Source organism: Methylobacterium sp. 13MFTsu3.1M2 (assembly GCF_900112625.1).
Classification (GTDB): domain Bacteria; phylum Pseudomonadota; class Alphaproteobacteria; order Rhizobiales; family Beijerinckiaceae; genus Methylobacterium.
Map to the genome: position 1 here is coordinate 110,331 of NZ_FOMM01000009.1, position 26,357 is coordinate 136,687.

Sequence of the window (26,357 nt, forward strand, 5' to 3'; positions counted from 1 at the left end):
GCGCCGGGCGACGGGCCCGGCGCGCGACCTATGCTCAGGCGCCGCGCTCGTGCGGCTCCCGCTCCTCGACCAGCTCGCCATGCAGCAGGGCCAGCGGCGCCTTGTGGTAGAGCTTGATGTCGTGGAACGGGTCGGTGAGGATCTTGGTCACCCAGACGAGGCCGGTCTGGACGTCGCGCTGGACGAAGAGCTGCAGCATCCGGAACAGCAGGCCGGCGAGCGCCAGCCACAGCCAGATCCAGCCGACGTTGCGGATCAGGTCCGCGGTGCTCTGGTGCGGCGCGATCAGGCCGAACAGGCTCGGGTCGAAGTAGAGCGGCAGGGGCGACAGGGCCCAGATCGCCAGGAGCACGACCTTCCGCTGCAGGTTGTAGCCGACCTTGATCTCCTCCTTGTGCTCGTGGGTCGCGTCGTTGACGTGGTCGTAGCCTTTGGGCTCGAAGAACAGGTGGCCGGCCTGCCGCGAGGTCATCGCCACCAGCCAGCCGATCAGGGCCGCCGTGGCCGGATCCCTGAACGCCAGGGCGTAGGCGACCAGGAAGCTGATCGCGCTCACCACGTGCAAGCTCTGATTGACGCGGTTGTGGTGATAATAGCGGTGGTCGTCCCAGCGCTGGACGCGCAGTGCCTCCCGAAAACTCGCCATGATGTGGGTCCCCGATCGATGGTGGTGGGTTGGTCGAAGCTGATGCGCGTTCAGGCGGCGCGCTTGCGCAGGCGCAGCAGGGAGAAGTGGCCGAGCGGCGGGAGCGCCCGGCGCTCGACGATCTCCACCGGCGCGCCGGCGGCCCAGGCCGCGTAGCGCTCCCAGGCGAACTCGGTCCGCCATCCGAGGCGACTCGTCACCGGAGCGAGGGTGCGCTCCACCGCGCGCCGCAGGCCGGCCTCGGCGCCGATCCGCGTGGTGATCACGATCTCGCCGCCGGGGCGCAGCACCCGGGCGAACTCGTCCAGCGCCGCCTCGGGATGGGGGACAGCCGTGACGACGTACTGCGCCACCACCACGTCGAAGGCGGCGTCCGGGAAGTCGAGCTGCTCGGCGTCCATGACGGCGAGGCGCTCCACGTTGCGCAGACGCAGCCGCGCCACGCGCTGACGCGCCTTCTCGAGCATGGGGGCCGAAATATCGATGCCGACGATGCTGCGGGCGCGCCTGTAGGCCGGCAGCGACAGGCCGGTGCCGACGCCGACTTCCAGGATGCGGCCGCCGATCCGTTCGGCGGCGGCCGCCGCCAGGGTACGGCCCTGCGCGAAGACGGGTCCGAAGACCAGATCGTAGACCGGGGCCCAGCGGCCGTAGGCCTTGGCGACGCCGTCGCGGTCGAGATCGGGCCCGAGCGTGCCCGCGCGCGAGGAACCGGTGTCGTGCATTCCGAGGGCCATGGGCGTCCTGTCTCGTTGTCGGCTAGGTCGGCCCGACGGCTCGCCTCGACCGTCGGCTGCAGGTCTGAGGCAGGCGTTCACCAGCTCAGTTCGCGTCACCGCGCGTCCGTTGGTCAGACCAAGATCCGGCCAAGGGCTCGCGCTTGTCCGCCCCGAGAGCGCCGAGCGGCGTCGCGACAAGGCAGGGAGCGGTCAGGACGGGCGAGGGAGGCAGGATCTCGATCATGCCACGCCGCCCGGATCATCAACGACCCCACGCCGCCTCTCCGCAGAAGTCTTTCCGCCGGCAAAGCTATGTCGTTCGTTTGACAAGCTTGTGACATATCCGTCAAACACGCAAACGGCCATTCCATTTGCTGGCAAAATACTGATGTACCACGCGCGACATCTATGCACGAGGGGTGATATGCGACCCTTCGAGCTACCTGATCTTGCCCGGTGACGAACGCCTCGGCCGCGCGTCGGCCGTGCTTCGGCTTCTCGCACACGCGGTGTTCACGATGCTCCGAACACCCTGCCGTTGCGGCCTCGTCGCAGATCCCGAGATGCGCGATGATTTGAGGGCGGGAAGCCTGCAGGTCGCGCCTTCGACATCTTCTCGCCCTGATATCGACGAGATGTGACCCGGTATCCCCAGCAGGACAGGGCGCGACGACGCGCCGAAGGAGTGTTTCGCGTGATCGAGAATTTGCGGCGTCAGACCATCGCGGTCGCGGCCATCGCCGGGATCGCTCTCAGCGCCGGGCAGGCGCAGGCCGCGCAGTGCGGCAACACCGCGGCCGGCTTCGATGCGTGGAAGCGGCAATTCGCCGAGGAGGCGCGCGGCCGGGCCAGCGCGGCCAGCCTCGCGGCGCTGCAGAACACAACCTACTCGACCGCCACCATCTCGGCGGACCGGGGGCAGCACAGCTTCAAGCTGTCGCTGGAGCAGTTTCTCGCCAAGCGCGGCGGCCCAACCATCGTCAAGCGGGGCCGCGCGCTGAAGCAGCAGAACGCGGCCCTCTTCGACTCGATCGAGCAGCGCTACGGCGTTCCGCCGGGCCCGCTCCTGGCGATCTGGGGCATGGAGACCGGCTTCGGCGCGGTGCGCGGCAACGTCAACACGCTCTCCGCGGTGGCGACGCTCGCCTACGATTGCCGGCGTTCCGAATACTTCACGGACCAGCTCTACGCTGCGCTGACCCTGGTCGATCGCGGGCTCCTGACACCGAATACCCGCGGCGCGGCGCACGGCGAGGTCGGGCACACCCAGTTCCTGCCGAAGAACGTGCTGGCCTACGGCACCGGCGACCTCAACAACGTCGGCGCCGCCCTGTCGTCCACGGCCAATTTCCTCAAGGCCCATGGCTGGCGGGCCGGCGCCGGCTACCAGCCCGGCGAGCCGAACTTCGCGGCGATCCAGGGCTGGAACGCGGCGCCGGTCTACGAGAAGGCGATCGCCATTCTCGGGCGCCAGATCGACAACAATTAGCAGTATCTCGGCCTCGAATAGACCGAGACGTATTGCGAGAACTGCGGCGGCGCGCCCGAAAATGGTCCCGATCGAGCCAAGATCGACCATCGCATCGCCCCAGAAAAGCCGGCCCGACCCCGCTGTCTCACGCTGAGCGGGGCCGGTCCGCCCGCCGCGGATCCGTATCCTGTGCGGAGGGCGGCAGCCGGCAAGCCCCGCCTCGCGACGAGGAGCATGGGCAACCGCGATGGCTGTCGAATCCGTGCCGCTGGACGGCCTCAAGACCCGGAACGCGCGCAGCACGTGGCTCGCGCCCCTGACGGTGCTCACCGGCGCGGTGACGCTCGCCGCCCTCGGAGGCAGCGTCCTGCATCGCGCCCCGGTCCCGGTAACCGGCATCGAGAACACCCGGACGGAAGCGCCGGTGCCCGCACCGTCCGCGGAGGACAGGGCCGAGACCGCCGCCGCCGAGCCGGAGGCCGCCGAATCGCCCGAGCCCGGTCGCGACGCCCTCGGCAACTCGCAGTCACGATGGGCCTGGAATCAGATCGCCCCACCCTCGCTGACGCCCGAACCCGCCCCTGAAGGCGCCGATGCCGGCGCCGTCGCGCAGCCCGGAACGCAGGTCACCGAGACACCGCTCAGCGCGATGGTGGTCCCGCTGCCGATCCCCCGTCCGCCCGAGTTCCGCGGGCCCGCGGGCACCGCACTCGCCCGGCGGTCCGACCGGCGCATGGCGCGCCGCGAGATGCCGCCGGCGGCTCAGCCTATCCCCCAACCCGAAGAGCGCTCGTTCATCGAGAAGCTGTTCGGCATCGAGCGCGGACCGGCGCTGGCCTACACGGCGCTCGAGAGCAAGCCGGCCGACGTCGCGCCGCCGCAGCAGCGCGTCTCGCCGCCGCTGGCCCCGGCCCGGGATCCGGGCCCCTCGGCCGGCATCGCGGTCTACAACATCGCCGCCCGGACCGTGACCCTTCCGAACGGCGAGCGCCTGGAGGCGCATTCCGGCCTGGGCGAGGGGCTGGACGAGCCGCGCCTCGTCAACGTCCGGATGCGCGGCCCGACTCCGCCCGGCACCTACGATCTCACCGAGCGCGAACGGCCCTTCCACGGCGTGCGGGCGATCCGCCTCACGCCGGTCGGCGGCAACGAGGCGGTCTACGGCCGTGTCGGCCTTCTGGCACACACCTATATGCTGGGCCCGCGCGGCGACTCGAACGGCTGCGTGTCGTTCCGCGACTACGACCGGTTCCTCCAGGCCTTCCTGCGCGGCGAGGTTCAGCGTCTGGTGGTCGTCAGCGGCACGCAGGACCCGCTGCCGAGCCTCGCCGCCGGCACGGTCACGACCCGCATGGCCCGCAACGGCGGCTGACGACGGCTCGCCCGCGGCAACGGCCGCAAGCGCGCAGACGGTCTACCAGCACTGCTCGCGCGGCGCTTGGAACGCGCCCTGCCGGCCCGCAGAACGCGGTGGCGGCGCGATCCGGCGCCGCGACACGCGAGTCCCCGGTCCACACCATGCCCGCACAACGATCGGCCGCCGCGGCCGTCCGTATCCTCCTGGCGCTCTCCGGTGTCCTAGCGGCCGACTTGGCCTGGAGCGCCTCCGCGCCGGACCGCGTCGGCGCGGCGGTGGTCGGGGCGCGAGTGGCGGACCGGATCGTCGGCACCTGGGAACTCGTCTCCTACAAGGTCGAGGACAAGGAGACCGGCACACTCGTCGACGCCATGGGCGGCACGCCGCGCGGTCGCGTCATCTTCACCAAGGACGGCTGGGTCGCCTTCAACCTCGAGGGCAGCGCCCGCACGCCGGCGACCACCGACGCCGAGCGGGCCGCGCTGATGAAGACCCTCGTCGCCTATATCGGCCGCTACCGGATCGAGGGTGACCAGTGGGTCACCAGCGTGCAGACCGCGTGGGCGCCCGAATGGGTCGGCACCGAGCAGCGCCGCACCATCCATATCGAGGGCGACTACGCCGACGTCACGACTCCCTGGCGCGTGATGCCCAACTGGGATGACGGCCGCCTGTCGCGCAGCATCATCCGGTTCAAGCACATCCCGTAGCGGCGCGCCTTCGCCACGCCGTCGCGTCGAGCGACGGACCGGGCGACCGATCGCGGCCAGTCTATCGGCGGGTCGCCGCCATGCGCGCCGGTCGTCGCGACGGACTGACAGGATGGCGGCGATTGCAACCCTGGCAGTAATTGTCCTTTCAGGCCCCGTCCTCTATGAGGCCACCATCAATCTGCTGAGCCAAGCCAGCCAGCATCTTCCCGCCCACCCGGCAATCGCGCCACCGCGCGAGCGAGGTCTTGAACCGGTGATCCGTTCTCCGGCGAGATCGCGCGCCTAGGCGGAGGGAAGGCCTCTGCGTCGCGCGAGCGCGCCCCGTCGTCCCACGATCCGTGCGGCTCGGGGACGACAGACGCGATGCGGGCCAGGGCAGGACCGTCGTGCCGGGTCGAGCGAGACCGCGAGCGTGCCGCGACGGGAACGGGGAAACGATCCGGAAGGCCGGACGGGCGGGATTCGCGCCCGTCGCATCGAGTGTCTTCCGTACGCGCGGCGGCCGATCGGGCCGTGCGGTACGCAAAAGCGGGATCTGCCCATGCGTGGCGACGACGAGACCCAACACCGGCGTGACCGCCGGGCCGCGGACGTGCTGCCCCTGAGCCGGCGGCGGCTCCTCGGCACGGCCGCCGCCGGCCTGGCGCTGGCGGCCATGCCGGGCGCGCTGGCCCTGGCCGAGGGCGCGAACAGCAAGGTCGACGTGCTGCTGATCGGCGGCGGGATCATGAGCGCGACGCTGGGCGTCTGGCTGAACGCGCTGGAGCCGAACTGGTCGATCCAGATGGTCGAACGGCTGGATCAGGTCGCCCTCGAGAGCTCGAACGGCTGGAACAACGCCGGCACCGGACACTCGGCCCTGGCGGAGCTGAACTACACGCCTGAGAAGAAGAACGGGCAGATCGAGATCGCCAAGGCGGTGGAGATCAACGAGGCGTTCCAGGTGACCCGGCAGTTCCTGGCGCATCAGGTCAAGACCGGCGTGATGACGGACCCGCGCGCCTTCATCAACTACACGCCCCACATGAGCTTCGTCTGGGGCGACGACAACATCGCCTACCTGAAGAAGCGGTGGGAGGCCCTGAAGGCGAGCCCGCTCTTCGCCGGCATGGAGTACTCGGAGGATCCCGAGCAGCTCCGCAAGTGGGTGCCCCTGATGATGGAGGGCCGCGACCCGAAGCAGAAGGTCGCCGCGACCTGGTCGCCGCTCGGGACCGACTGCGAGTGGGGCGAGGTGACCCGCCAGTACGTCGCTCACCTGCAGAAGCAGCCGAGCTTCAACCTCCGGCTCTCGACCGAGGTCGAGAGCATCACCAAGAACGGCGACGGCTCGTGGCGGGTGACCGCCAAGAACCTGAAGGACGGGACGCGCCGGACGACCGACGCCAAGTTCGTGTTCATCGGCGCGGGCGGCGGTGCCCTGCACCTCCTGCAGAAATCCGGCATCCCCGAGGGCGACGAGTATGCCGGTTTCCCGGTGGGCGGCTCGTTCCTGATCAACGACAATCCCGACGTCGCCACGCTCCATCTCGCCAAGGCGTACGGCAAGGCGTCCGTAGGCTCCCCGCCGATGTCGGTGCCGCATCTCGACACCCGCGTGATCAACGGCAAGCGCGTGATCCTGTTCGGGCCGTTCGCGACCTTCTCGACCAAGTTCCTGAAGGAGGGCTCGTACTTCGACCTCCTCAGCTCCACGACCACCAGCAACATCTGGCCGATGATGAAGGTCGGCGTCGACGAGTTCCCGCTGGTCGAGTACCTGGCGGGGCAGCTGATGCTGTCGGACGACGACCGGATCGCGGCGCTGCGCGAGTACTTCCCGAAGGCCAAGAAGGAGGAGTGGCGCCTCTGGCAGGCGGGGCAGCGTGTGCAGATCATCAAGCGCGACCCGAACAAGGGCGGCGTGCTGAAGCTCGGCACCGAGTTCGTCAACGCCAAGGACGGCAGCATCGCGGCGCTCCTCGGGGCCTCGCCCGGCGCCTCCACGGCGGCGCCGATCATGCTGCAGGTGCTGGAGAAGGTCTTCGCCCAGAAGGTCGCCACGCCGGAATGGCAGGCGAAGATCCGGGAGATCGTGCCGAGCTACGGCACGAAGCTCAACGACGATCCCGACCGTGTCGCGCGCGAATGGACCGACACGAGCGCGCAGCTCCAGCTCCCGACCCCGCCGCAGATCGACCGGGCCGTGCTGAAGCCGGTCTCGACCGGCAGCACCGTGCTGAACAGCAGCGCCACGCCGGTGAAGGAGCCGGTCCACGACCTCGCGCCGTGAGTGGCGCGTCCCGGGGCGCCGACGGCCGCGCGCCCCGGGAGCGCGTCGGCGCTCAGAGCCCGACCCGACCCAGGGCCGGCAGCTTGAGACCGGGCCGGCGCAGGTCGATCCCGGCGACGCCGCCGAGCAGGTTCAGCTCCAGGCCCTCGACCCAGCCGAGGGTTACCCCGGCATAGCCGCCGAGGTTGATGCGGATCCCGGTCCGCGACGGCGTCAGGCCGATCCAGCGCCCGTCATAGGGGAAGTCCTTGCCGATCGCGGTGGTGGGCAGGCTCTCGCGGATCTCCGGCACCGCCGCCATGACGGCGGCCACGAAGGTGTTCGAGTTCGGGCCGGGCCACACGACGTAGTCGCCGGGCCGGCTGAACCGGTACTCGGCCACGGCCTGCCGGATCCGCGGCAGCATCGCCTCCGCCTCGGCGCCGTCGGCCGCGAACACCACCGTCGGCGGGTTCCCGAACCAGCGTCCGTCCGGCACGAACCGGTCGACCCAGATCGGCTGGCCCCAGGCCGTGTAGTCGAACCGGCTGTAGGCGCGGGCGCCGCGCTCCTTGACGACGACCCAGCTGTGCGTGGCCACGATGCCGCGCCAGCTCACGGTCCGCGCCGAGAAGATGCGCAGCACGGCGCCGGGATGCGCGTCCGCGCGCGGCAGCAGGCCGGCGCTGGACCGATCCGCCAGACGCCAGTCGCCGCTCGCCCGCGTCGCGTAGAGCAGGGCGGAGATCGCCACCGGCACGAGGAAGAGCGCGGCGAGCGCGAGGAGGGCGATCCTGAACAGGGTCACGGGCGGTCCGGGGGGAGGGCGGGATAGAATCCGCATGTAGGTAGAGCTCGCATCCGCGAAACTGCGACCGACGCGCCCCGGGGCTGCGCGCGCGTCAGGGTGGGGAGGCGAGGGCGTCCAGCAGCAGCGTCGCGGCGAGGAGATCGGCGCAGCCGCCGGGGCTCAGGCGCGCGGCCACGAAGGCGCGGTGGATCGCCGCCGCGCGCGCGCGCCAATCGGGGGCCGCGATGCCCCCGGCGTCGAGAAAGGTCGCGGCGGCCGCGCGCGCGCCGACGAGGCCGTCGGCACCGCCGCGGTGCAGGAGGTTCGTGTCGTCGACGACCGCCAGGAGGGCGAAGAAGCAGTGCACGCGGGCCGCCTCGGCATCGCCGGGGGCGCACGATCGGCCGAAGCGGAGAGCGGGCAGGGCGACGGCGCGGATGGTCGGAAAGCCCGCCGCGGCCTCGGCGCTGGCGCCACCGACGCCGAAGCGCCGCGCCGCGCGGCCGCCGTGGCTGACGGCCGAGACCGGCGCCCGGGTGATCGCTGTCCCCCAGAGGTGACCGACCGCCTCCGCCAGCCCTTCGGCGCTCGCGCGCTCCGCACCGGGCCCCACGCCCCGCGCTCCCGCCGCGGCACAGATCAGCCCCAGCGAGAAGATGGCGCCCCGATGCGCGTTGACGCCGCCGGTCGCCCGCATCATCGCGGTCTCGGCGGCCAGACCGATTGCCCGGAGTTCCGCCATTACGGCATCGCGGGCGCCCGCCGCGACCAGTTCCGCGAAGAACGGCCGGAGCGCCGCCGCGCTGCGGCGGAGCGTCTCCGCATCCATGTCGTCGTGGCTGCCGGAATCGACCGGGCTCACGAGGCCGGGCTTGGGCCAGGTCTCCAGTTCGCCGATGAGCGCCGCGTGCGCGAGATCCGCGACGCGTTCGGCCCAGGGCGCGGCGGCGTTGCTCCGGTCCGCGCCCGGCGCGATGAGGCTCTGATCGTCGCGCAGGGTCGAAGCTCCCCAAGGGTTCGCCGGCATGGCCGAAGCGGCGTCGGGCGGCCCGAGATATACCGGATGGCCGTGCCGGCACAGACGCGGCGTTCTCCGAGCCGGTTCGACTGTCCTGCCCTAGAAGGATCCGACGAAGCGCTCGGGCAGCGTCCAGAGGTCGGGCGCCTGGATCGCGCTCTTGCGCTCGATCGCGTCGGCGAACAGCCGCTTCGTGGTCTCGAAATGCGCCTCACCCGGACGCATCTGAACGGGGCGGCGCGGGACGCGACCGATATCGGCCTTCACGAAGGTCAGGAACTCCGTCGGGTCGATGGCGTGGTGGGAGTTCGGGATGCCGATCGGCGCGGCCGCATTCCGCTTCTGCTGGCGCCTGAAGAGGATGTCGTGGTCGAGATACGCCAGGTGGAACAGGAACAGGTCGCGGAAATCGGGGCGGTGATCCTGGATCAGGCAGTGGAAGCCGACGTGCCAGTCGACCCGCTCCGACACGATGGTCGCCTTGCACAGGGTGGATATCGGCCGGATGTATCCCCGCTGGCCGGAGATCGGCGCCGCGACGTCGATAGGGGCCTCGTCCCCGACGTGCATGACGTCGGCCCCGAACAGATCGAGGATGGGGGGCAGCGGCCGCGCGGCGATGTAATCGGAGAGTGTAGACGATACGTCCGGATCGGGGAGGATCAGCTCGTCGCTATCCGCATAGAGAACATATTTGAAGCCGATGAACAGCGATGCGCAGAAATCCCTGACCGTGTGGGCGCGCTCCCACTCGTTCAGGGGCAACCGCGGCAACCGGACGACGTTCGCGCGCAGTCCGGTCGTCGAGCCGTCGTCGGAACCGTGGTCGAGGATATAACAGTTTTCAGCCCCGACTTGTCGCTCGTAGTGCTTCAGCCAGAGCGGAAGCATTGTCGTTTCGTTGTAGGCCATCGTGACGGCGGCGAGCGGCCTCTTGTGCAACGGTATTCCTTCCCGCCAACGCGGCCTTCACCGCGCTTCTACAGCGCATTCGCGAAGCGTTTGATCGGAGCTTAGTGGCAATGGATCGTGCGCAGCAACTCCTGAGGTCGTTGACCAAGGACGCCCGCATCGTGGAGATTGGCCCGAGCTTCAGCCCGCTCGCGCCGAAGCGCGACGGCTGGAACACGTTCGTCATCGATCACGCGCCGCGCTCGGAGCTCATCGAGAAGTATCACGATCAGACGGTCGACCGCATCGAGGAGGTGGATTTCGTCTGGACAGGCGGCTCGATCGCGGACGCGGTCCCGGTCGACCAGCACGGCACCTTCGACGCGTTCATCGCCAGCCACGTCATCGAGCACACAACCGACATCGTGACCTTCCTGCGCGCCGCCGAGACGCTGCTTCGGCCGGACGGCGTGGTGATCCTGGCCGTACCCGACAAGCGCAAATGCTTCGATTTCTACCGTTCCCTCACCGGGACGGCGGACGCGGTCGCGGCGTTCCTGGAGAAGCGGAACCGGCACACGGTCCGGACCCACATCGACTACGCCCTGAACATGGCGCTGAAGGACCACGGCACGGTCGGCGCTTGGTCGGGCCAGGACACGCGGCCGGCCATTCCCGCGAATCCGCTCACCGACGAGCCGCAGTGGCTCGGCGCCGCGCAACTGCCCCACTACGCCGACGCCCATGCCTGGGTGTTCGTGCCGGCGAGCTTCAATCTGATGATCCTGGAGCTGGCGCAGCTCGGCTACATCGATCTGCGCGTCGAGGATTTCCTCGACCGGGACGCGACGGAATTCTTCGTGTGGCTCCGCAAGGGACGCCAGCGGCTGGCGCCGGACGAGATCCGCGAGCAGCGCACCGCGCTGATGCAGCGCGCCATCGTCGAGCTGGCGGAACAGGTGCAGCAACTGCCCGAGACGTCCTTCGTCGAGATGGCCTCGGCGGGGGCGCTGCGGGATCAGCTCCTCAAGGCGACCTACCGGACCGAGGCGCTCCGCACCGTGCTGGCAGCGCTGCGGGCCAGCATCGGCCGTTTCGGGCTGGATCGGGCCAAGTTCAAGCGCCTGATCGGCGCGGCGAGCCAGAAGATTCCGGGGAACCTCTCGGCGGCGGTCCAGCACAAGATCCTGCTGACCGAGGCGACCAAGATCCTCGACGGCAGCACGGATTCTGCGGTCGAGACCGACGACCGGGATCCCGCCGTCATCGACGGCGCCGTCTTGGTGGCGCCGCTCGGCGCGGCCCAGTTCGGGGATCCGCTGCTCGCCGCCGAACTGGAGCGCGAGCGCCAGCGCGCCCGGGCCGTCCGCATGGTGCTGGACGCCGTGCTCGGAAGTCTGCGCGGCCGCGCCCTCGACAAGAAGCGGTTCCGGGACCTCGTCACGCAGGCGGCCGCGCGGACGCCGAATGACGGCCCCGAATCGGCGCGCCACGCGGTGCTGTCCGAGGAATCGCGGCGGGTCCTCGGCCTGCCGGTCGCCTGAGGCAGGCCGCGGCACCGACCGCGCCGTGGCGCGAGCGGCGCCGGGCGCGCCCGGCCGGCCGTCACGCCGCCGACGCGACCGCGGGGGAGATGCGCTTGCGGGCCTTCTTGTCCTCGGTGCTGCTGACGAAGGCCTGCGCCTCCTCCTTGCGCTCGAAGACGTGCGGCGCGACCCCGCGCTTGTTCAGGGCCTCCTCCATCTTGAGGCGCAGGAAGGCGCTGGTCGCGTAGCGGGTCGTGGTCGCGTAGTAGTTCGCCTGCAGGTACTGGACCATGCCGGCGTAGTCGTCGACCAAGTTCTCGTTGAGCCGGAAGCCGTCGTGATTGATCACGGCGTTGACCCGCTGGCCCGCCTTCCGGCAGGCCTCGACGATGGTCATGCGCAGCTCGTCCATGTCGCCCTTCACCCGGCAGTACCAGCCTTCCAGGTTGACGAAGAGGATGTTGCGCTCGCCGTCGTAGCTGACGCGGGACTTCAGATCGAGGTTGAGCAGATCCGAGATCAGCTCCATCGGCTCCTCGCGGAAGATGCGCGGATCCATCGGCACCGGATTGCGCACGACGGGGGCGAAATCCATGTGGGCGAGGATGTCGCGCTCGATGTCGATCCCCGGCGCGACCTCGATCAGCTCCAAGCCCTCCGGAGTCAGCTGGAAGACGCAGCGCTCGGTCACGTAGAGGACCGGCTGCGACCGCTCGACCGCGTAGGGGCCCGAGAAGGTGTTCTGCTGGACCTGGGTGACGAACTTGCGGGCCTTGCCCTCGTTTACGATGCGCACTTGACCGTCGGACACCGCGATCTCGAGACCGCCGGCCGTGAACGTCCCGGCGAACACGACGGTGCGGGCGTTCTGCGAGATGTTGATGAAGCCGCCGCAGCCGTTCAGCTTGCCGCCGAACCGCGAGGTGTTGACGTTGCCGGCCGCGTCGCACTCGGCCATGCCCAGGCAGGTCATGTCGAGGCCGCCGCCGTCGTAGAAGTCGAACATCTGGTTCTGATCGATGATGCAGTCGGCGTTCGTGGCCGCGCCGAAGCTCGAACCGGACGCCAGCACCCCGCCGACCGCGCCCGCCTCGGTGGTCAGGGTGATGTAGGGGGTGATCTTCTCCTCGTTGGCGACCGACGAGATGCCCTCGGGCGCGCCGACGCCGAGATTGACCACGCCGTTCGGCGGCAGCTCGAAGGCGGCGCGGCGCGCGATGATCTTGCGCTCGTTGAGCGCCATCCGCTTGATGCCGGTGACCGGGACCCGGATCTCGCCGGCGAGCGCCGCGTCGTGCATCACGCCGTAGTTCATCCGGTGCATCTCGGGCTCGGCGACCACCACGCAGTCGACGAGGATGCCGGGCACGCGCACGTCCTTCGGCAGGAGGTAGCCGTCGTCGACGATGCGCTCGACCTGGGCGATGACGATGCCGCCGTTGTTGCGGGCCGCCATGGCCTGGGCGAGGCAGTCCAGGGTCAGCGCCTCCTTCTCGTAGGAGAGGTTGCCCGACGGATCGGCCGAGGTGGCCCGGATGAAGGCCACGTCGATCTTGGTCGCCGTGTAGAACAGCCACTCCTCGCCATCGACCTCGACGAGCTTGACGATGTCCTCGGTGGTCAGCTCGTTGACCTTGGCCCCCCCGTGGCGCGGGTCGACGTAGGTCTTCAGGCCGACCTTCGAGAACAGGCCGGGCTGGCCCGCCGCGCAGGCCCGGTAGAGCTGGGAGATCACGCCCTGGGGCAGGTTGTAGCCGCGGATCAGGTTGTCCTGCGCGGCCTTGGCGACCTTGGGCATGCGGCCGAAATTGGCCGCGATGACCCGCGTGAGGAGGCCGTCATGGTGCAGGCGGCCGGTGCCGAGCCCTTTGCTGTCGCCGGCGCCGGCCGTCATGATCAGGGTGAGGCCGCGGGGTGATCCGGTCTCGACGAACCGCTTCTCGAGGGCGGCGTGCAGGGCCTCCGGGATGCAGCTCTGGACGAACCCCGTGGTGGTCACGACGTCGTTCTCGCGGATCAGCGCGATCGCCTCTTCCGCCGAGATGACCTTGTTCTTCCTCATGGAGCCCGTGATCCTCCCCGGCACGTGGAGGAGCGGCCGGCCATGATGCCCGTCGCCTCCGACTGTGCCATGCGCCGCCCCCGTGGTGCCGGGACGTCTCGGCCCCGGAGATCGGCTGAGTTTTGAATACGATCGTTATTGCACCGCATCAATATTTGCGGCATCGCACGAGGGCACATGCCGGCGCCGTGACAGTACTCCGAAAATGAGTGTGGGCGCTCCTGAAAAACTCTTCGGTCCACGATCAGAAAAATTGCGCGCGTCGCGGGGCCGTCGGCCGCCTGTGCTCCGCCGCACGCGATTTCCATGGTCCGCGTGCGCCGCCTCACCGCGGCGTCCCGGGATCCGGTGTCTCTCGGTCTGGACACGACAGGAGGCGATCATGAACCGAGATCCGAGAGCCCGGAGCAGGCAGGCCGACGGCAAGGCCCGGACGGCGGAGTCCGACCGCGAAAATGATGCCCGCGCACGCGCCGCGGTGGTGGATGCCTGGCGCCGGGCACTGCTCCGGATGCGCGAGCGGCGCGCGACCGAGGACCGCGCCGATCCGGGCCATTGAAGCCCGGGGCGAGCCGAGCGGACCGGTCCGGCGCCCGGCGGCGACGCGGGGCCGGCGGTCCGGATCGGCCCCCGACGTCGCCCGAATGGGGACGGGGACCGACCCTTTTTCTCTACTTGGCGCGACGCGGCGGGAGCGGCACAGCGTGAGCAACGAACGGGGAGTATGTGAGCCGATGGACGACGACGTCGCAGACGGCATGGACGGCGGCGACGCGAGTTCCGCGGCGGCTCAGGAGGCGAACGGGATCGCCTTCCTGCTGGCGAGCGCCGCCTACCTGACGCTCGCAGACGCGCATCTGCGGCGGGAAGGTCCGGAGGGGCTCGCCCTGATGGACGAGATCGAGGACCGGATCACGGAGGCCCTGCGGAGCTTCGTCGAGGAGACGTCCTACGAGGATGCGCGGCCGGACATCCTCCAGCACGCGACCCGCAAGGTCCGCGCCCTCCTCGAAGCGGGACGCTCGCTGGCGCCGGAGATGCGGCGATTCCAGTGAGCACCGGCCCGGGCCGGACCGCGTGGCGGCGCGCTCGGGCCGGCGGGGCTCAGGCGCCCGGCGGTGAGGGCTTCGCGAAGCCGATATCGGCCGCGACACCGGCGAGCCGGTCGGGATCGCGCTCCTTGCGCTCGCTGTAGCGGTCCACGAGGTAATCGGCGCATCCGCGGGTCAGCAGCGTGAACTTCATGAGTTCCTCGCACACGTCGACGACCCGGTCGTAGAGCGGCCCGGGCCTCATACGGCCGGCCTCGTCGAACTCCCGGTAGGCCATCGGCACCGAGGACTGGTTGGGGATCGTGACCATCCGCATCCAGCGGCCGAGGACGCGCAGGGCGTTCACGGCGTTGAAGCTCTGGGACCCGCCCGAGACCTGCATCACCGCGAGGGTCCGGCCCTGCGTCGGGCGCAGACTCCCCTCGGACAGGGGCAGCCAGTCGATCTGGCTCTTTATCACGCCGGTGAGCGCGCCGTGCCGCTCGGGCGAGACCCAGACCTGCCCCTCGGACCAGGCCGAGAGGGCGCGGATCTCCCGCACCTTCGGATGGTCGGCGGTCGCGTCGTCGGGCAGCGGCAGGCCGTCGGCGTGGTAGATGCGGACCTCGCCGCCCATCGCCTCCAGGAGCCGCGCGGCCTCATAGGCCAGGAACCGGCTGAAGGAGCGTTCGCGGAGCGACCCGTACAGGATCAGGAAGCGCGGCGCGTGCGCGAGCGGGGTCCCCCGACCGGCCCCGTCGGTCGGCGTTGCGAAATGCGCCGCGCTGAGATTCGGCAGGCCGTCACGGACCGAAGGGGTAGGGGCCGGGCTCTTGCTCACCGGGACGCTTTCTCATACGTTCAAACAACCGTTTGAAGATTGGCTGGAAAATGGACGACGCGCAAGCCCTGGCGGCCTTCGCGGCCCTGGCGCAGGAGCACAGGCTGCGGCTGGTGCGGGCGCTGGTGAGAGCCGGTCCGGAGGGCCTCGCCTCCGGCACGCTGGCCGAGGCGGTCGGCGTGTCGGCCGCGACGGTGTCGCATCACCTGAAGGAACTGAGCCGCGCCGGGCTGGTCGGTTCGCGGCGCGACGGTCGCTCCATCCTCTACAGTGCCGCCTACCCGGTGCTGGCCGATCTGATCGCGTTCCTGATGTGCGATTGCTGCCAGGGCCGCGCGGAGATCTGCACGCCGGCGGCGGAGACCCTGGCCGCCTGCCTCAGCCCCTCGGGAGACGCAGCACATGTCTGAGCCGTTCGACGTCGTGATCTACCACAATCCGGCCTGCGGCACGTCGCGCAACACCCTCGCGATGATCCGTAACGCCGGGATCGAGCCCCACGTGATCGAGTATCTGAAGACGCCGCCGACACGCGCGCTGCTGCTGCAGCTCCTCGACCGCGCCGGGCTGTCGGTGCGCGACGTGCTCCGGGAGAAGGGCACGCCCTACGCCGAGCTCGACCTCGGCAACCCGGACCTGACCGACGGGCAGTTGCTCGAAGCCGTCGCGGCGCATCCGATCCTGCTCAACCGGCCGCTCGTGGTCACGCCGAAGGGCGTACGCCTGTGCCGTCCCTCGGAGGCGGTGCTGGATCTCCTGCCGCCGCAGCGGGGCGGCTTCGTGAAAGAGGACGGCGAGCCGGTGGTCGACGAGCAGGGCCGCCGTGTCGCCACGGCCTGAGCGCCCGCGGGCCGTGGCGGCGGCGGTCCGGACATGAGCGAAGCCAGCCGCTGGCCGGTTATCGCCGCACTCGGCGTCGTGGAGATCCTCGCCTGGGGCTCGTCGTTCTACCTGCCGGCGGTGATGGCGGCCCCCATCGCCGAGAGCACCGGCTGGCCCCTCGCCTGGGTGGTCGGCGGACTGGCCTTCGGCCTCCTCGTCGCGGCCCTCGCCTCGCCGCATGTCGGGGCGGCGATCCACCGGCTCGGCGGGCGGCCGGTCCTGGCCCTCGCGGCGCTGCTCCTCGCCGCCGGGCTGACCGTGGTGGCCGTGGCGCCGAACCTGCCGATCTATCTCGCCGGCTGGCTGATCCTCGGCGCCGGCATGGGCTGCGGCCTGTACGACCCCGCCTTCGCGACCCTCGGACGGCTCTACGGCGCGGCCGCGCGGCCGGCCATCACCACGCTGACCCTCTGGGGCGGGTTCGCCAGCACCGTGTGCTGGCCGCTCTCGGCCTTCCTGGTGGCCCATATCGGCTGGCGGGGCGCCTGCCTCACCTATGCCGGCCTGCACCTCGCGGTGACGCTGCCGCTCATCCTCGCGATGATCCCGCACGCGCCGGCACTCCCGGTCTCCGACGGGCCACAGGGAGCGGGGTCTGCGCCGCTATCGACCCGGGAGCGCCGCGCGTTCCTGCTGTTCGCGGGGGTGCTGGTCCTCGGCGGCGCGATCATGTCCCAGGTCTCGGTCCACCTGCTCACCCTGCTGCAGGCGCGCGGCGTGTCGCTCGCCGCCGCCGTCTTGTACGGGGCGTTGATCGGGCCCGCGCAGGTGAGCGCCCGCGTCGCCGAGATCTCCCTCAAGGGCCGGCACCACCCGCTCTGGACACTGACGGCCGCCTTCGGCCTGATCGCCCTCGGGCTGTGGCTCCTCGCGGCCGGGCTGCCGGGCGTGGCGCTCTGGCTGGTGCTCTACGCGGGCGGCAACGGGATCTACTCGATCGCCCGCGGCACGGTCCCGCTCGCCCTGTTCGGCCCCGTGCGCTACCCGCTGGTGGTCGGCCGCCTCGCCCGGCCGGCCCTGGCCGCCCAGGCCCTGGCGCCGCCGGCTGGGGCCGTCGTGCTCACCCATGTCGGGCCGGGGGCCCTGTGGTGGATGCTCCTCGCGCTGGCGCTCGCCGCCCTGGGCCTGATCGGGGCGCTGTGGCGCGCGCGGTGACGGCGGGCCGGTAGGATCAGCGGATGCCGCCGTCGCGCAGGCGGTACCAGGCGATGATCGCCGAGACGTACAGCCGGTTCAGCCCGTGGAGCGGCAGCGGCTCGATCGGCGTCAGCGGCAGGGGCAGGTTGCCGGCATCTCCAGTCGCGATGTAGGCGGCCATCGCCCGGCCCATCGCCGACTGGAGGCCGACGCCCCGGCCCTGGCAGCCGATATCGATGAGGAGCCCGGGCGCCGGCTCGTGGAGATGGGGCAGGTAGTCCCGGGTGATCGCGACGCGGCCGCACCAGCGATGGTCGAAGGCGATCCCGTCGAGCTGGGGGAAGAGCTTGCCGACGATCCGCTCGAGATGGGCCCAGTCGGCGGGGTCGCGCGGCTCCCGGAACGGACCGCGGCCGCCCATCAGCAGGCGTCCGGTATGGTCGAGGCGGAAGTAGAGCAGGAGCTTGCGCGTGTCCGAGGAGACGTGGCCTTCGGGCAGGATCGAGCGCCGCAGGTTGTCGGTCAGCGGCACCGTGGCGACCTGGAACGAGTTCGCCGCGATCACCGTCCTCGCGAGGTTCGGCCACAGGCCGCCCGTGTAGCCGTTGGTGCACAGCACGACCCGGCCGGTCGTCACCCGCTCGCCCTGGGCCGTGGTGACGGTCCAGCCCGATCCGGTCCGTTCGAGGCCGGTGACCGGCGATCCGCCGTGGATCGTGGCGCCGGCCTTCTGGGCGGCCCGGGCGAGGCCGCGGGCGTAGCTCAGGGGCTGGATCGCCCCGCCGCGGCCGTCGAGCCAGCCGCCGAGATAGCGGTCGGTCCCCAGCAGCTGCTCGGTCTCGGCCCTGTCGAGGACGCGGGTGGGCGCACCGAGATCCGCCCACTGGGCCGCCCGCTTGGCGACCTCGGCGAGCCCGGCCTCGGTGTGGGCGCCCTGGATCCAGCCGGCGCGGGAATGCGGCACGTCCATCCCGTGCCGGGCGATGAGGTCGAACACGACGTCGGCGGTCCCGCCGGCGAAGCGCGCGAGCCGCTCGCCGCGCTCCCGACCGAACCGCGCGACGAGGTCGGCGGGATCGTATTTCAGGCCCGGGATGACCTGGCCGCCGTTGCGACCGGACCCGCCGTAGCCGACCTCCTGCGCCTCAAGCACGACGGGTCGGATGCCGCGCTCGGCGAGATGCAGGGCGGTGGAGAGGCCGCAGAACCCGCCGCCGACGATCACCACCTCGGCCAGGCCGGATCGGGCCAGCGGCGGCGTGTCCGGCGCGGGCGCCGCCGTCGTGGCCCAGAGCGAGGGTGCGAGCGGGAACGGTTCGGCCACGGCGTGTCCTAGAGCGGGTGCAGCACGCGCTGCAGGAAGTCCCGGGTACGCGGATTCTGCGGCCGGTTGAGGACCTCGGCGGCCGGCCCCTGCTCGACGAGTCGGCCGCCGTCGAGGAAGAGGACCCGGTCGGCGACCTCGCGGGCGAAGCCGATCTCGTGGGTGACCACGAGCATCGTCATACCCTCGTCGGCGAGGGCGCGCATGACCTTCAGCACGTCGCCGACGAGCTCGGGATCGAGGGCCGAGGTCGGCTCGTCGAACAGGATCGCCTCCGGCCGCATGGCGAGCGCCCGGGCGATCGCGACGCGCTGCTGCTGCCCGCCGGAGAGCTCGTTCGGCCGGGCGTGCTCCTTGCCCGAGAGCCCGACCCGGGCGAGCAGGGCGCGCGCCCGCTCCTCGGCCTCGCCCCGGGGCTCGCCCTTCACGTGGATCGGCCCCTCGACGACGTTCTCGAGCGCGGTCCGGTTGGCGAACAGGTTGAAGCGCTGGAAGACCATCGAGACCCGGGTGCGGATCGCCTTGATGCCGCGCTTGTCCCGGTCGACCCGCTGCCCGTCGACGCGGATCTCGCCGCCGTCGTAGGCCTCGAGCCCGTTGATGCAGCGCAGGAGGGTCGACTTGCCGGATCCCGAGGGCCCGATGATGCAGACGACCTCGCCCTTGGTGACCTCGGCCGAGACGCCCTTGATCACCTCCAGCGCGCCGTAATGCTTGCGGACGTCCTCCAGCACGATCATCGATGCCGCCCCTTCGCCTCGAAGTGGCGGACCAGCAGGATCAGCGGCAGGCTCAGCGCGAGGTACATCAGCGCCACCAGCGTGTAGACGCTGGTGTTCTTGAAGGTCGACGAGGCGATCAGCTTTCCCTGGAGCGCCAGCTCGGCGACCGTGATGGTCGAGGCCTGCGACGAGTCCTTGAGCATCATGATCATGATGTTGCCGTAGGGCGGCAGCGCGATCCGGATCGCCTGCGGCAGGATCACCCGCCGCATGGTCATGCCCCAGCCCATGCCGATCGACAGCGCCGCCTCGACCTGGCCGCGATCCACCGCCTCGATGCCGGCGCGGAAGTTCTCGGCCTGATAGGCCGAGTAGGCGATGCCGAGCCCGATGATCGCCGCCTGGACGGCGGTGAGCGACAGGCCGAAATCGGGCATCACGAAGTAGATGTAGAACAGCTGCACGATGATCGGTATGCCGCGCAGGATGTTGATCATCACCGCGCTGAAGCCCGACAGGATCGCGATGCCGGAGACCCGCATCACCGCCCAGACCAGCCCGAGCAGCGTCGAGACCACCAGGGACGCGATCGTGATTAGGATCGTGAGCTGCACGCCCTGCAGCAGGATCGGCAGGTAGTCCTGGGCGTCGGCGAGGAACTCGCGCATGAAGGTCAGGACCGGTCGGCCGACGGCGGCAGACCCCACTTGGTCAAGATCGCCTGGAGCGTCCCGTCGGCCTTCAGCTTGGCGAGCGCCTTGTCGATCTTGGCGAGGAGCTCGGTGTCGGTCTTGCGGACGCTGAGGCCGACCGAGGCGACGACGGTCGGCTTGAAGGTCTCGACGAGGCGGACGCCGGGAAACAGGCCCTGCTTGACGTAGTAGGCGAGGATCGGCGCGTCGGCGAAGCCGGCCTTCAGCCGCCCGGAGTTGACGTCCCGGATGATGTCGGGAATCGCGTCGTAGATCTTCACCTCGTTGAAGAGGCCTGACTTCTTCAGCGGCTCGACGAAGGCGGTGCCGACCTGGGCGCCCACCGTCTCGCCCTTCAGGTCAGCGAAGGACGTGTAGTCCTTCGTGTCGGTCTTCGGGACGATCAGCCCCTCGCCGTAGCTGTAGACGGGCGCCGAGAACGACACGACCTCCTTGCGCTGCGGCGTGATGAACATCGCCGCCGCGATGATATCGATCTTCGAGGCGGTGAGCGCCGGGATCAGCGTCGAGAATTGCAGCGGCTCGACCGCGACCGTGAAACCCGCCTCCTTGCTGACCGCGTTGACGAGGTCGACCATCACGCCTTGAATGCTATTCGTCTTGGTATCGAGGAAGGTGAAGGGTAGGCCGGTGGGCGTCGATCCCACCTTCAGGGCCTGCGCGCCGACGGGGGCGCCGAGGACGCCGAGGAGCAGCGCCGACGACAGACACAGCTTGGCCAACCGTCTTCTCATGGTGCCGCTCCCGTGCAGTGCCCGGGTCACGCGGCGGAAGCCGGGCCCGATTTCATTCTCGTGAAGAATACCGCACGTTTTCGGTATCGACGCAAGCGACTTTCACGTGCATGAAGAAGCACACGAGAGGCAGGCTGGCGTGACGGTGAGCATCCCCCGAGGCGAGGCAACGGGTCCGGAACCGGTCGACCGGGCTGTGGGTCAGCGCCTGCGCGGCCTGCGTCGCGCGCGCGGGCTCTCGCTGGAGGCGGTGGCGTCCAGCACGGGCCTGTCGATCGGCTTCATCAGCCAGGTCGAGCGGGGCCTGTCGTCGCCGTCCCTGCGGGTCCTGGCGCTGCTCGCCGACACGCTGCAGATCGGGATCGGCGGCCTGTTCGAAGCGGGGCCGGACGCGCCCGACCCGGATCCCATCGTCGTGTTCCGGAAGGACCGGCCGGAACTTCAGCTCTGGCGGGCCGGCATCACCAAGCAGCTCCTGACCCCGCCAGGGGGCACGCAGGGGATGAGCCTGTTCCACATGGTGCTGAAGCCCGGCGCGAGCACCGGCGACGAGCCCTTCAGCCACGACGGCGAGGAAGCCGGCCTCGTCCTCGCGGGGCGCCTCACCCTGATCGTCGAGGCGCGGACGCTCCAGCTCGCGGAGGGCGACAGCTTCCGCTTCGAGAGTCGGCGGCCGCACCGCTTCAGCAATCCCGACCCGCGCAGCCAGACCACCGTCCTGTGGGTCAACGTCCTCGGATCACCGGCGACGACGTGAGCGGGGCGCGGCGCGTCAGTTGCTCAGGCGCACGCTCGCGAGCGTGGTGCTGAAAAGCTTCAGCATGGCGGCGGTGATGTCGCCGTTCGTGGTCACCGGAAAATACATGCCGTCGGACGCGCAGGCCTGCAGGGCCGGCCCGATCTTCGACTCGTACGGCCTGACGTAGCTGTTGTAGAAATCGTTATCGTAGATCGGCAGGTACTGCGTGTAGATGATCCCGATCTTGACGTTCTTGTTCTTGAGATTCGTGCAGGTCGAGGGACTCAGCGGCCCGATGAAGCGGTTGCTCTGGATCTGGAAACCCGCGCTCTGGTTGGTGACGCTGCCGCCGGTGTCCTCGACGCCGTCGGTGACCATGAACAGGAACCGGATCGGCTTGTCCGGCGTCAGCCCTTCGCCGCTGGCCGGGATCGTCGCGTTCATCTTCGCGATGGCCCGCTCGAAATCGGTCTGATTGTCGGACTGATTGTAGTAGGCGTAGGCGATATCGATATTCGGGGTCGCGGTCTTGATATTGTTCAAGGTCGGCGTCATCGCCTGCAGCCGCGTCTGCGTCACCGAATCGTTGAAGGTCCACATCTCCATCTGGAACTGTTGCGGCAGCAACATGCTGACATTCGCCTGATCGACGAGCGCCGAGACCGCGTCCCTCAGAACCTGGATGCGGAGCTTGATGTTGTTCCGCGACGCCACATGGTAGAAGTCGTTCTGATCGTCGCCGATGATGTTGCCCTTGTTGTCGAAGGTGTGCTGGTGGCAGGCGAACGCGCACCCGTTGGTGGCGCGCTTCATGTTGCTCACGTCGGCATCGGTCGCCGCGAGCCCCATCGACGGCGAGTTGTCGAGCAGCAGGTAGTAGTTGATGTACTGCGAGGTGTTGCGCGTCGCCGAGGACGTGCCGCTGATGGGCATGGCCGGGATCTGCATCATCGATGCCAGGCTGGTCTTGACCGTCGCCGTGTAGGTGGCGGTGAGGCTCAGCGTCTTCGCGCTGTTCACCGGCGCGCCGGGGACGAACGAGGTCACCGTGACGCCCGGAACCTTGGCGGCCTCGGCGCGGAACTGCGTCTCCATGTTCTGCAAGGTCGTCGCCGGGATCGTGTTGGTCTTCTGCGACATCACCGCGAGCACGGCGCCGTCGAGGGCGGTGTCGAGCTGGGTCTTCGCGGCGTTGCGGCGCCCGTAGTCGATCGCCGCCGCCGTGGCGAACATGACCGGCAGCGTCACGAGCGCGAACGTCAGCGCGACCTGACCGGAGCGCGCCCGCGGAAACGCCGCGACGGCCAGCCTGAGAGCGCGGTTCAACCGGATGCGGAACACCGACACGGGCCTTCCCTCAAACACTAGTTGTAGACCGGGCAGGCGGTGCCGCCCGGCATGACGATCTCGCTGGGGGTGCGCTCGGACCACGGGATCTGCCGCGTGAAGGTCAATCCGCGGCCGCCGAAGATCCAGCGGTACAGGGCACTCCCGATGATCGGGGTGTAGGGCATCGTGACTTCCGCCAGGATGTAGCGGGCCCCGTCGAACTGATAGGCGGCCGGCGTGGCGGGGAGTCCGTTGCTCCCGTTGGCCTGGTTGGCCGGGCGCTTCGTGGCGTTCTGCGGCCAGCTGGAGCAGACGAAGCCCTTGAGCGACCCGTTGACCGTTTCCACGCCCATCGCGTTGACCACGATCTGCAGGCCGGACGCGTCCAGCGGGCGCAGGATCGCAGTCGCCGCGCTGGTGATCTTCGTCATCCCGTCCTGCGTCGCCAGAGCCATCCCGTTCTGGGTCGCCAGAGCGTTGTCCACCCGTCCGGACAGATCGCCCAGCGTGCGCGCGAACAGGGTGAGTTTCCGGGTCGCGTCGACGAGGCGCGTCAGCTCGGCGGTCCCGAAATACAGGACGATCAGCAGGGGCAGGACGAGCGCGAACTCGACGGCGGCGATCCCGCGCTCATCGCGGCGGAAGCGGCTCAGGCCGATCGGCAGGCCGCCCATCACGAGCACCCCGACGGTGCGGTGTAGGGTTCCACCTTGAACACCGTCGCGGCCTGCAGCACCCGCCGCTTGTTCGGCAGGTTGGGCACGGCGGCACCGAGCAGCGGGAAGAAGACCGGGATGTCCACCGCGGCCTGCACGATCACGATGGCCGAGTTTCCGGCGCAGGCGTAGCTGGCGAAGTTCGGGTTCCAGTCGCTCGCACCGCTGGCGTTGGTCGCGACCGGCGAGACCGGGGTGGCGGACCCGTAATCGGCCACCTTCATCACGCTGACCCGGACGTTGGCGCAGGTGAAGATCGTGATCCGGGGCGTGCCGTTCGGCTGCGTGCAGATCGCCGTCCGGAAGCGGTTCATCAGCGTCGCGGGGTCGGTTGTGCCGGCGTTCGTCGTCTGGAACGTGCCCGTGTAGATCTGCCGGCTGGCGTCGGACACCGCCTGCTGGAGGATCTCCTGCTCCCAGAACACGATCCCGTTCTCGAGGCAGGCCCCGACCAGCGCGAAGAACGGCAGGGCCACCAGGGCGAACTCCACGGCCGTCGCGCCCCCGCGTGCCCGCGCGAAGCGCGCGGCCCGTTCCCGGAGGTCGAGCAAGCGCGACGCCGCTCGGATTGCCCTGCTCACATCCCAACTCGAAATCGGAACCACCGAGCTCGAGAGAGCATCAAAAGCTTACTTTTCTCCGCGCATCACTGCTCAAAGTCGAGCCGTTCACGCAGATGTGCTACCGAGCGGGCGCCGGAATAGTTCGTTAGCATCAACCAACAGTTGAGAGCGCCGCTGTTCCAGCCCTCATCGGTAACGCGGCGAGATCGCACTCTTCGGCCAGGCGGAGATCGTCGCGTCGACGTCGCGCGAAGCGGTCGGCAAGACGAGGCGCGGGTTCGGCGCACGTTCGGCGTGCTTTGACGTGTGGATGACGTGGAAATAGGACATTGCACAGTCACGATCGGCCGGAGCGGCACAGAATCGCGTCGAGATAAGTGCCATTAAGCGCGGCTTAAGAGGTCGCCGATAGTTTCACCGGCCAATATAAACCGCATGGCGATCCCCGATCATGGCCCGCGCTCTGCCGGACGTTGCCTCCATCGAAGAGGGTGTTGGGCTCCTCCGGACCCAGCTCCTGTCGATCTCCGACGCGATCGCGCGCACGCGGCAGGAGATCGCCGACCTCCGGCAGGAACAGGAGACGAGCCGCGCGCGGGACGAACTCCTCGCCGTGGTGCAGGGCACCGAGGACGCCACCAACGCGATCCTGACGGCTTCGGAGAAGGTGGACACGCTCGCGCGCGGCATCGTGAGACGGTCGGGCGAGGACGCCAACCGGGCCGACGCCCGAGCCATCCAGATCGAGATGCAGACGATCTTCGAATCCTGCAATTTTCAGGACCTCACCGGCCAGCGGATCTCGAAGGTCGTGCGCACGATCGTCCTCGTCGAGGAGCGGATCGGCGAGATGCTGCGCGTCTGGTCCGGTCCCGGCGACCCGCCGTCGCGGCCGAATCCGACGGCCGACACGCGCAGCGAGGAGGCGGCCCTGCTCAACGGCCCCGTCCTGCCCGGCGACGCCTCGGTATCGCAGGACACGGTCGACGCGATGTTCCCGTAAGGCGCGGTCCGGAAGGCGTGCCGATGGGCCGGATACTCCTCATCACGGACGATCCCGCACGCAGCCAGGGCCTGGCCCAGGACCTGTCCGATGGCCTGTCCTGTGAGCTCCACGATCTGCGCGCCGCGGAATTGCCCCTCGGCGGCGCGACCGCGATCGTCACCGACGTGCACGATCTGGGCGCGAGCTCCGTCGAGCGTCTCCGCCGCCGTCTCGCGGAGGTCCGGCACGGCGCTCCGCTGACCGTCCTGCTCCACACCGACAGCCCGCGAACCCGGCTGCTCGGCGTCGCCCTCGGCGCGACCCACACGCTGTGCGCGCCCTTCGACACGGATCGCCTGCGGGAGACGCTGGGGGCGCCGCGCGCGGCCGCGCGCCTCGCGACCTTCGCGGACGAGCCCCTGCCGGCCTGCGCCGTGCGGACGGCCGCGGCGGTGCGCGGATTCTATGCCTCGGTGTTCGTGCCCGACCAGCCGATCACGCCCGGCGTCATCGACAACGGAACCCAGGCCATCGACCTCGCGATCCGGGACACCGGGATCCGCGACTGGGTCCGGGCGGTCCGCCAGTTCGACGACGCCACGCACCAGCACTGCCTGCTGGTCGCCGGTCTGGCGGCGGCCTTCGCGGCGAGCCTCGGCCTCGGCGAGCAGGAGCGCCACCGCCTGACCAAGGCGGCCCTGCTGCACGACGTCGGCAAGATCCACATCCCGGCCGCGATCCTCAACAAGCCGGGCCGGCTCGACGATGCCGAGCTGGCCGTCATGCGGCTGCATCCGGAGAAGGGCTACAGCATGCTCGTCGATCAGGGCTTCGAGCAGCAGATGCTGCACGTCGTCCGGTCGCACCACGAGATGCTCGACGGGTCGGGCTATCCGGACCGGCTCAAGGGAGAGGAGATCCCCGACCTCGTCCGCCTCGTCACCGTCTGCGACATCCACGCGGCCCTGATCGAGCAGCGGCCCTACAAGCGGCCCATGGCGAGCGAGGCGGCCTACGCGATCCTGGAGGGCATGGCGGGGCGGCTCGACCCGGCGATCGTCGGCGCGTTCCGGCCGGTCGTCGCCGCCTTCGCGCCCCACACCCTCGACGCGGCCTGACAGCGTTCGGCGGCGTCGGGCCGCGGCTCCGTCGCGTTCCTTCGGCCGCGTTCCTTCGGCATGCGAGAGCCGCGCCGCG

The 26,357-nt window shown here is 69.9% G+C and carries 26 protein-coding genes; 12 read left to right on the forward strand and 14 right to left on the reverse strand.

Annotation, left to right across the window (positions count from 1 at the left end):
• Nucleotides 1-34: 34 nt before the first annotated feature.
• Nucleotides 35-646, reverse strand: coding sequence for a hypothetical protein (locus BM314_RS09980; RefSeq protein ID WP_056521394.1), 612 nt, complete (start codon nt 644-646; stop codon nt 35-37).
• Nucleotides 647-696: 50 nt separating this feature from the next.
• Nucleotides 697-1,383: a class I SAM-dependent methyltransferase gene (locus BM314_RS09985; RefSeq protein WP_091978029.1), complete on the reverse strand. Its 687-nt coding sequence runs from the start codon at nt 1,381-1,383 to the stop codon at nt 697-699.
• Nucleotides 1,384-2,059: 676 nt separating this feature from the next.
• Between BM314_RS09985 and BM314_RS09990 the strand changes: the two genes are divergently transcribed.
• The 4 genes from BM314_RS09990 (at nt 2,060) to mqo (ending at nt 7,178) form a co-directional block, all read left to right on the forward strand.
• Nucleotides 2,060-2,854: a lytic murein transglycosylase gene (locus BM314_RS09990; protein WP_056521389.1), complete on the forward strand. Its 795-nt coding sequence runs from the start codon at nt 2,060-2,062 to the stop codon at nt 2,852-2,854.
• A gap of 229 nt (nt 2,855-3,083) precedes the next feature.
• Nucleotides 3,084-4,208, forward strand: coding sequence for a DUF2778 domain-containing protein (locus BM314_RS09995; RefSeq protein WP_091978030.1), 1,125 nt, complete (start codon nt 3,084-3,086; stop codon nt 4,206-4,208).
• A gap of 146 nt (nt 4,209-4,354) precedes the next feature.
• Entirely contained in the window at nt 4,355-4,903 is a 549-nt protein-coding gene (locus BM314_RS10000; protein ID WP_244539908.1) for a lipocalin-like domain-containing protein, read from the forward strand.
• A gap of 544 nt (nt 4,904-5,447) precedes the next feature.
• Entirely contained in the window at nt 5,448-7,178 is a 1,731-nt protein-coding gene (mqo, locus tag BM314_RS10005; RefSeq protein WP_091978032.1) for a malate dehydrogenase (quinone), read from the forward strand.
• Nucleotides 7,179-7,230: 52 nt separating this feature from the next.
• Here the strand turns inward: mqo and BM314_RS10010 are convergent, their stop codons facing one another.
• The 3 genes from BM314_RS10010 to BM314_RS10020 all read right to left on the reverse strand — a co-directional run bounded on the left by BM314_RS10010 (nt 7,231) and on the right by BM314_RS10020 (nt 9,877).
• A complete protein-coding gene (locus BM314_RS10010; RefSeq protein ID WP_091978033.1) occupies nt 7,231-7,965 on the reverse strand; it encodes a DUF3750 domain-containing protein in 735 nt (244 codons plus the stop codon).
• A 94-nt stretch (nt 7,966-8,059) separates the two neighbouring features.
• Nucleotides 8,060-8,974 (reverse strand): triphosphoribosyl-dephospho-CoA synthase MdcB, encoded by a 915-nt coding sequence (gene mdcB / locus BM314_RS10015; protein WP_091978034.1) that lies wholly within the window; start codon nt 8,972-8,974, stop codon nt 8,060-8,062.
• 90 nt (nt 8,975-9,064) lie between these two features.
• Entirely contained in the window at nt 9,065-9,877 is an 813-nt protein-coding gene (locus tag BM314_RS10020; protein WP_280142545.1) for a glycosyltransferase family 2 protein, read from the reverse strand.
• A gap of 110 nt (nt 9,878-9,987) precedes the next feature.
• Here BM314_RS10020 and BM314_RS10025 point away from each other — a divergent pair, with 110 nt between their 5' ends.
• Nucleotides 9,988-11,400, forward strand: coding sequence for a class I SAM-dependent methyltransferase (locus BM314_RS10025; RefSeq protein WP_091978036.1), 1,413 nt, complete (start codon nt 9,988-9,990; stop codon nt 11,398-11,400).
• A gap of 61 nt (nt 11,401-11,461) precedes the next feature.
• Here the strand turns inward: BM314_RS10025 and BM314_RS10030 are convergent, their stop codons facing one another.
• A complete protein-coding gene (locus BM314_RS10030) occupies nt 11,462-13,444 on the reverse strand; it encodes an acyl CoA:acetate/3-ketoacid CoA transferase (RefSeq protein WP_020091719.1) in 1,983 nt (660 codons plus the stop codon).
• Nucleotides 13,445-14,178: 734 nt separating this feature from the next.
• Here BM314_RS10030 and BM314_RS10035 point away from each other — a divergent pair.
• Nucleotides 14,179-14,499, forward strand: a complete 321-nt coding sequence (locus BM314_RS10035) for a hypothetical protein (RefSeq protein WP_020091721.1) — start codon at nt 14,179-14,181, stop codon at nt 14,497-14,499.
• A gap of 49 nt (nt 14,500-14,548) precedes the next feature.
• On the opposite strand, the gene arsH is transcribed toward BM314_RS10035, so the two are convergent.
• Nucleotides 14,549-15,316, reverse strand: a complete 768-nt coding sequence (gene arsH, locus BM314_RS10040; RefSeq protein WP_091978037.1) for an arsenical resistance protein ArsH — start codon at nt 15,314-15,316, stop codon at nt 14,549-14,551.
• 50 nt (nt 15,317-15,366) lie between these two features.
• Between arsH and BM314_RS10045 the strand changes: the two genes are divergently transcribed.
• Genes BM314_RS10045 through BM314_RS10055 form a run of 3 tightly spaced genes read left to right on the forward strand, consistent with a single transcriptional unit; the run spans nt 15,367 to nt 17,353 of the window.
• Nucleotides 15,367-15,726 carry an ArsR/SmtB family transcription factor gene (locus tag BM314_RS10045; protein WP_091978038.1) on the forward strand — a complete coding sequence of 120 codons (360 nt, stop codon included), beginning with the start codon at nt 15,367-15,369 and terminating at the stop codon, nt 15,724-15,726.
• Nucleotides 15,719-16,156, forward strand: a complete 438-nt coding sequence (gene arsC, locus BM314_RS10050; protein ID WP_091978039.1) for an arsenate reductase (glutaredoxin) — start codon at nt 15,719-15,721, stop codon at nt 16,154-16,156. Before BM314_RS10045 ends, arsC begins: the two co-directional genes overlap by 8 nt.
• Before the next feature lie 33 nt (nt 16,157-16,189).
• Nucleotides 16,190-17,353 (forward strand): MFS transporter, encoded by a 1,164-nt coding sequence (locus BM314_RS10055; protein WP_091978040.1) that lies wholly within the window; start codon nt 16,190-16,192, stop codon nt 17,351-17,353.
• A 16-nt stretch (nt 17,354-17,369) separates the two neighbouring features.
• On the opposite strand, the gene BM314_RS10060 is transcribed toward BM314_RS10055, so the two are convergent.
• The 4 genes from BM314_RS10060 to BM314_RS10075 are packed head-to-tail and all read right to left on the reverse strand — an operon-like array spanning nt 17,370 to nt 20,828.
• Complete coding sequence (locus BM314_RS10060; protein WP_091678664.1) at nt 17,370-18,659, reverse strand: NAD(P)/FAD-dependent oxidoreductase; 1,290 nt, start codon at nt 18,657-18,659, stop codon at nt 17,370-17,372.
• Nucleotides 18,660-18,667: 8 nt separating this feature from the next.
• A complete protein-coding gene (locus tag BM314_RS10065) occupies nt 18,668-19,399 on the reverse strand; it encodes an amino acid ABC transporter ATP-binding protein (RefSeq protein WP_020091727.1) in 732 nt (243 codons plus the stop codon).
• Nucleotides 19,396-20,049, reverse strand: a complete 654-nt coding sequence (locus tag BM314_RS10070; protein ID WP_012317380.1) for an amino acid ABC transporter permease — start codon at nt 20,047-20,049, stop codon at nt 19,396-19,398. Before BM314_RS10070 ends, BM314_RS10065 begins: the two co-directional genes overlap by 4 nt.
• Before the next feature lie 5 nt (nt 20,050-20,054).
• Nucleotides 20,055-20,828: an ABC transporter substrate-binding protein gene (locus BM314_RS10075; protein ID WP_091978041.1), complete on the reverse strand. Its 774-nt coding sequence runs from the start codon at nt 20,826-20,828 to the stop codon at nt 20,055-20,057.
• A gap of 145 nt (nt 20,829-20,973) precedes the next feature.
• Here BM314_RS10075 and BM314_RS10080 point away from each other — a divergent pair, with 145 nt between their 5' ends.
• Nucleotides 20,974-21,585 carry a helix-turn-helix domain-containing protein gene (locus BM314_RS10080; RefSeq protein WP_234081040.1) on the forward strand — a complete coding sequence of 204 codons (612 nt, stop codon included), beginning with the start codon at nt 20,974-20,976 and terminating at the stop codon, nt 21,583-21,585.
• A gap of 15 nt (nt 21,586-21,600) precedes the next feature.
• On the opposite strand, the gene BM314_RS10085 is transcribed toward BM314_RS10080, so the two are convergent.
• From BM314_RS10085 to BM314_RS10095, 3 genes are read right to left on the reverse strand one after another with little or no spacing between them, the layout of a single operon-like run.
• Nucleotides 21,601-22,914: a TadE/TadG family type IV pilus assembly protein gene (locus BM314_RS10085; protein WP_091978042.1), complete on the reverse strand. Its 1,314-nt coding sequence runs from the start codon at nt 22,912-22,914 to the stop codon at nt 21,601-21,603.
• A gap of 17 nt (nt 22,915-22,931) precedes the next feature.
• Nucleotides 22,932-23,570 (reverse strand): TadE/TadG family type IV pilus assembly protein, encoded by a 639-nt coding sequence (locus BM314_RS10090; RefSeq protein WP_091978102.1) that lies wholly within the window; start codon nt 23,568-23,570, stop codon nt 22,932-22,934.
• Nucleotides 23,570-24,163, reverse strand: coding sequence for a TadE family protein (locus BM314_RS10095; RefSeq protein WP_091978043.1), 594 nt, complete (start codon nt 24,161-24,163; stop codon nt 23,570-23,572). Before BM314_RS10095 ends, BM314_RS10090 begins: the two co-directional genes overlap by 1 nt.
• A gap of 463 nt (nt 24,164-24,626) precedes the next feature.
• On the opposite strand from BM314_RS10095, the gene BM314_RS10100 reads away from it, so the two are divergent.
• The gene (locus BM314_RS10100) at nt 24,627-25,178 is read left to right on the forward strand and encodes a protein phosphatase CheZ (RefSeq protein ID WP_020091735.1); all 552 of its coding nucleotides are present in this window, start codon (nt 24,627-24,629) and stop codon (nt 25,176-25,178) included.
• A 23-nt stretch (nt 25,179-25,201) separates the two neighbouring features.
• Nucleotides 25,202-26,278 carry an HD-GYP domain-containing protein gene (locus BM314_RS10105; protein WP_091678648.1) on the forward strand — a complete coding sequence of 359 codons (1,077 nt, stop codon included), beginning with the start codon at nt 25,202-25,204 and terminating at the stop codon, nt 26,276-26,278.
• Nucleotides 26,279-26,357: the final 79 nt, after the last annotated feature.

Coding starts and splice junctions, on each gene's coding strand:
- BM314_RS10000 (WP_244539908.1), top strand. CDS start 4,355: ATGCCCGCACAACGATCGGCCGCCGCGGCCGTCCGTATCCTCCTGGCG.
- BM314_RS10075 (WP_091978041.1), bottom strand. CDS start 20,828: ATGAGAAGACGGTTGGCCAAGCTGTGTCTGTCGTCGGCGCTGCTCCTC.
- BM314_RS10025 (WP_091978036.1), top strand. CDS start 9,988: ATGGATCGTGCGCAGCAACTCCTGAGGTCGTTGACCAAGGACGCCCGC.
- BM314_RS09995 (WP_091978030.1), top strand. CDS start 3,084: ATGGCTGTCGAATCCGTGCCGCTGGACGGCCTCAAGACCCGGAACGCG.
- BM314_RS10035 (WP_020091721.1), top strand. CDS start 14,179: ATGGACGACGACGTCGCAGACGGCATGGACGGCGGCGACGCGAGTTCC.
- BM314_RS10070 (WP_012317380.1), bottom strand. CDS start 20,049: ATGCGCGAGTTCCTCGCCGACGCCCAGGACTACCTGCCGATCCTGCTG.
- BM314_RS10065 (WP_020091727.1), bottom strand. CDS start 19,399: ATGATCGTGCTGGAGGACGTCCGCAAGCATTACGGCGCGCTGGAGGTG.
- mdcB (WP_091978034.1), bottom strand. CDS start 8,974: ATGCCGGCGAACCCTTGGGGAGCTTCGACCCTGCGCGACGATCAGAGC.
- BM314_RS10055 (WP_091978040.1), top strand. CDS start 16,190: ATGAGCGAAGCCAGCCGCTGGCCGGTTATCGCCGCACTCGGCGTCGTG.
- BM314_RS10045 (WP_091978038.1), top strand. CDS start 15,367: ATGGACGACGCGCAAGCCCTGGCGGCCTTCGCGGCCCTGGCGCAGGAG.
- arsC (WP_091978039.1), top strand. CDS start 15,719: ATGTCTGAGCCGTTCGACGTCGTGATCTACCACAATCCGGCCTGCGGC.
- BM314_RS10100 (WP_020091735.1), top strand. CDS start 24,627: ATGGCCCGCGCTCTGCCGGACGTTGCCTCCATCGAAGAGGGTGTTGGG.
- BM314_RS10030 (WP_020091719.1), bottom strand. CDS start 13,444: ATGAGGAAGAACAAGGTCATCTCGGCGGAAGAGGCGATCGCGCTGATC.
- BM314_RS09980 (WP_056521394.1), bottom strand. CDS start 646: ATGGCGAGTTTTCGGGAGGCACTGCGCGTCCAGCGCTGGGACGACCAC.
- BM314_RS10090 (WP_091978102.1), bottom strand. CDS start 23,570: ATGGGCGGCCTGCCGATCGGCCTGAGCCGCTTCCGCCGCGATGAGCGC.
- BM314_RS10020 (WP_280142545.1), bottom strand. CDS start 9,877: ATGGCCTACAACGAAACGACAATGCTTCCGCTCTGGCTGAAGCACTAC.
- BM314_RS10105 (WP_091678648.1), top strand. CDS start 25,202: ATGGGCCGGATACTCCTCATCACGGACGATCCCGCACGCAGCCAGGGC.
- BM314_RS09985 (WP_091978029.1), bottom strand. CDS start 1,383: ATGGCCCTCGGAATGCACGACACCGGTTCCTCGCGCGCGGGCACGCTC.
- mqo (WP_091978032.1), top strand. CDS start 5,448: ATGCGTGGCGACGACGAGACCCAACACCGGCGTGACCGCCGGGCCGCG.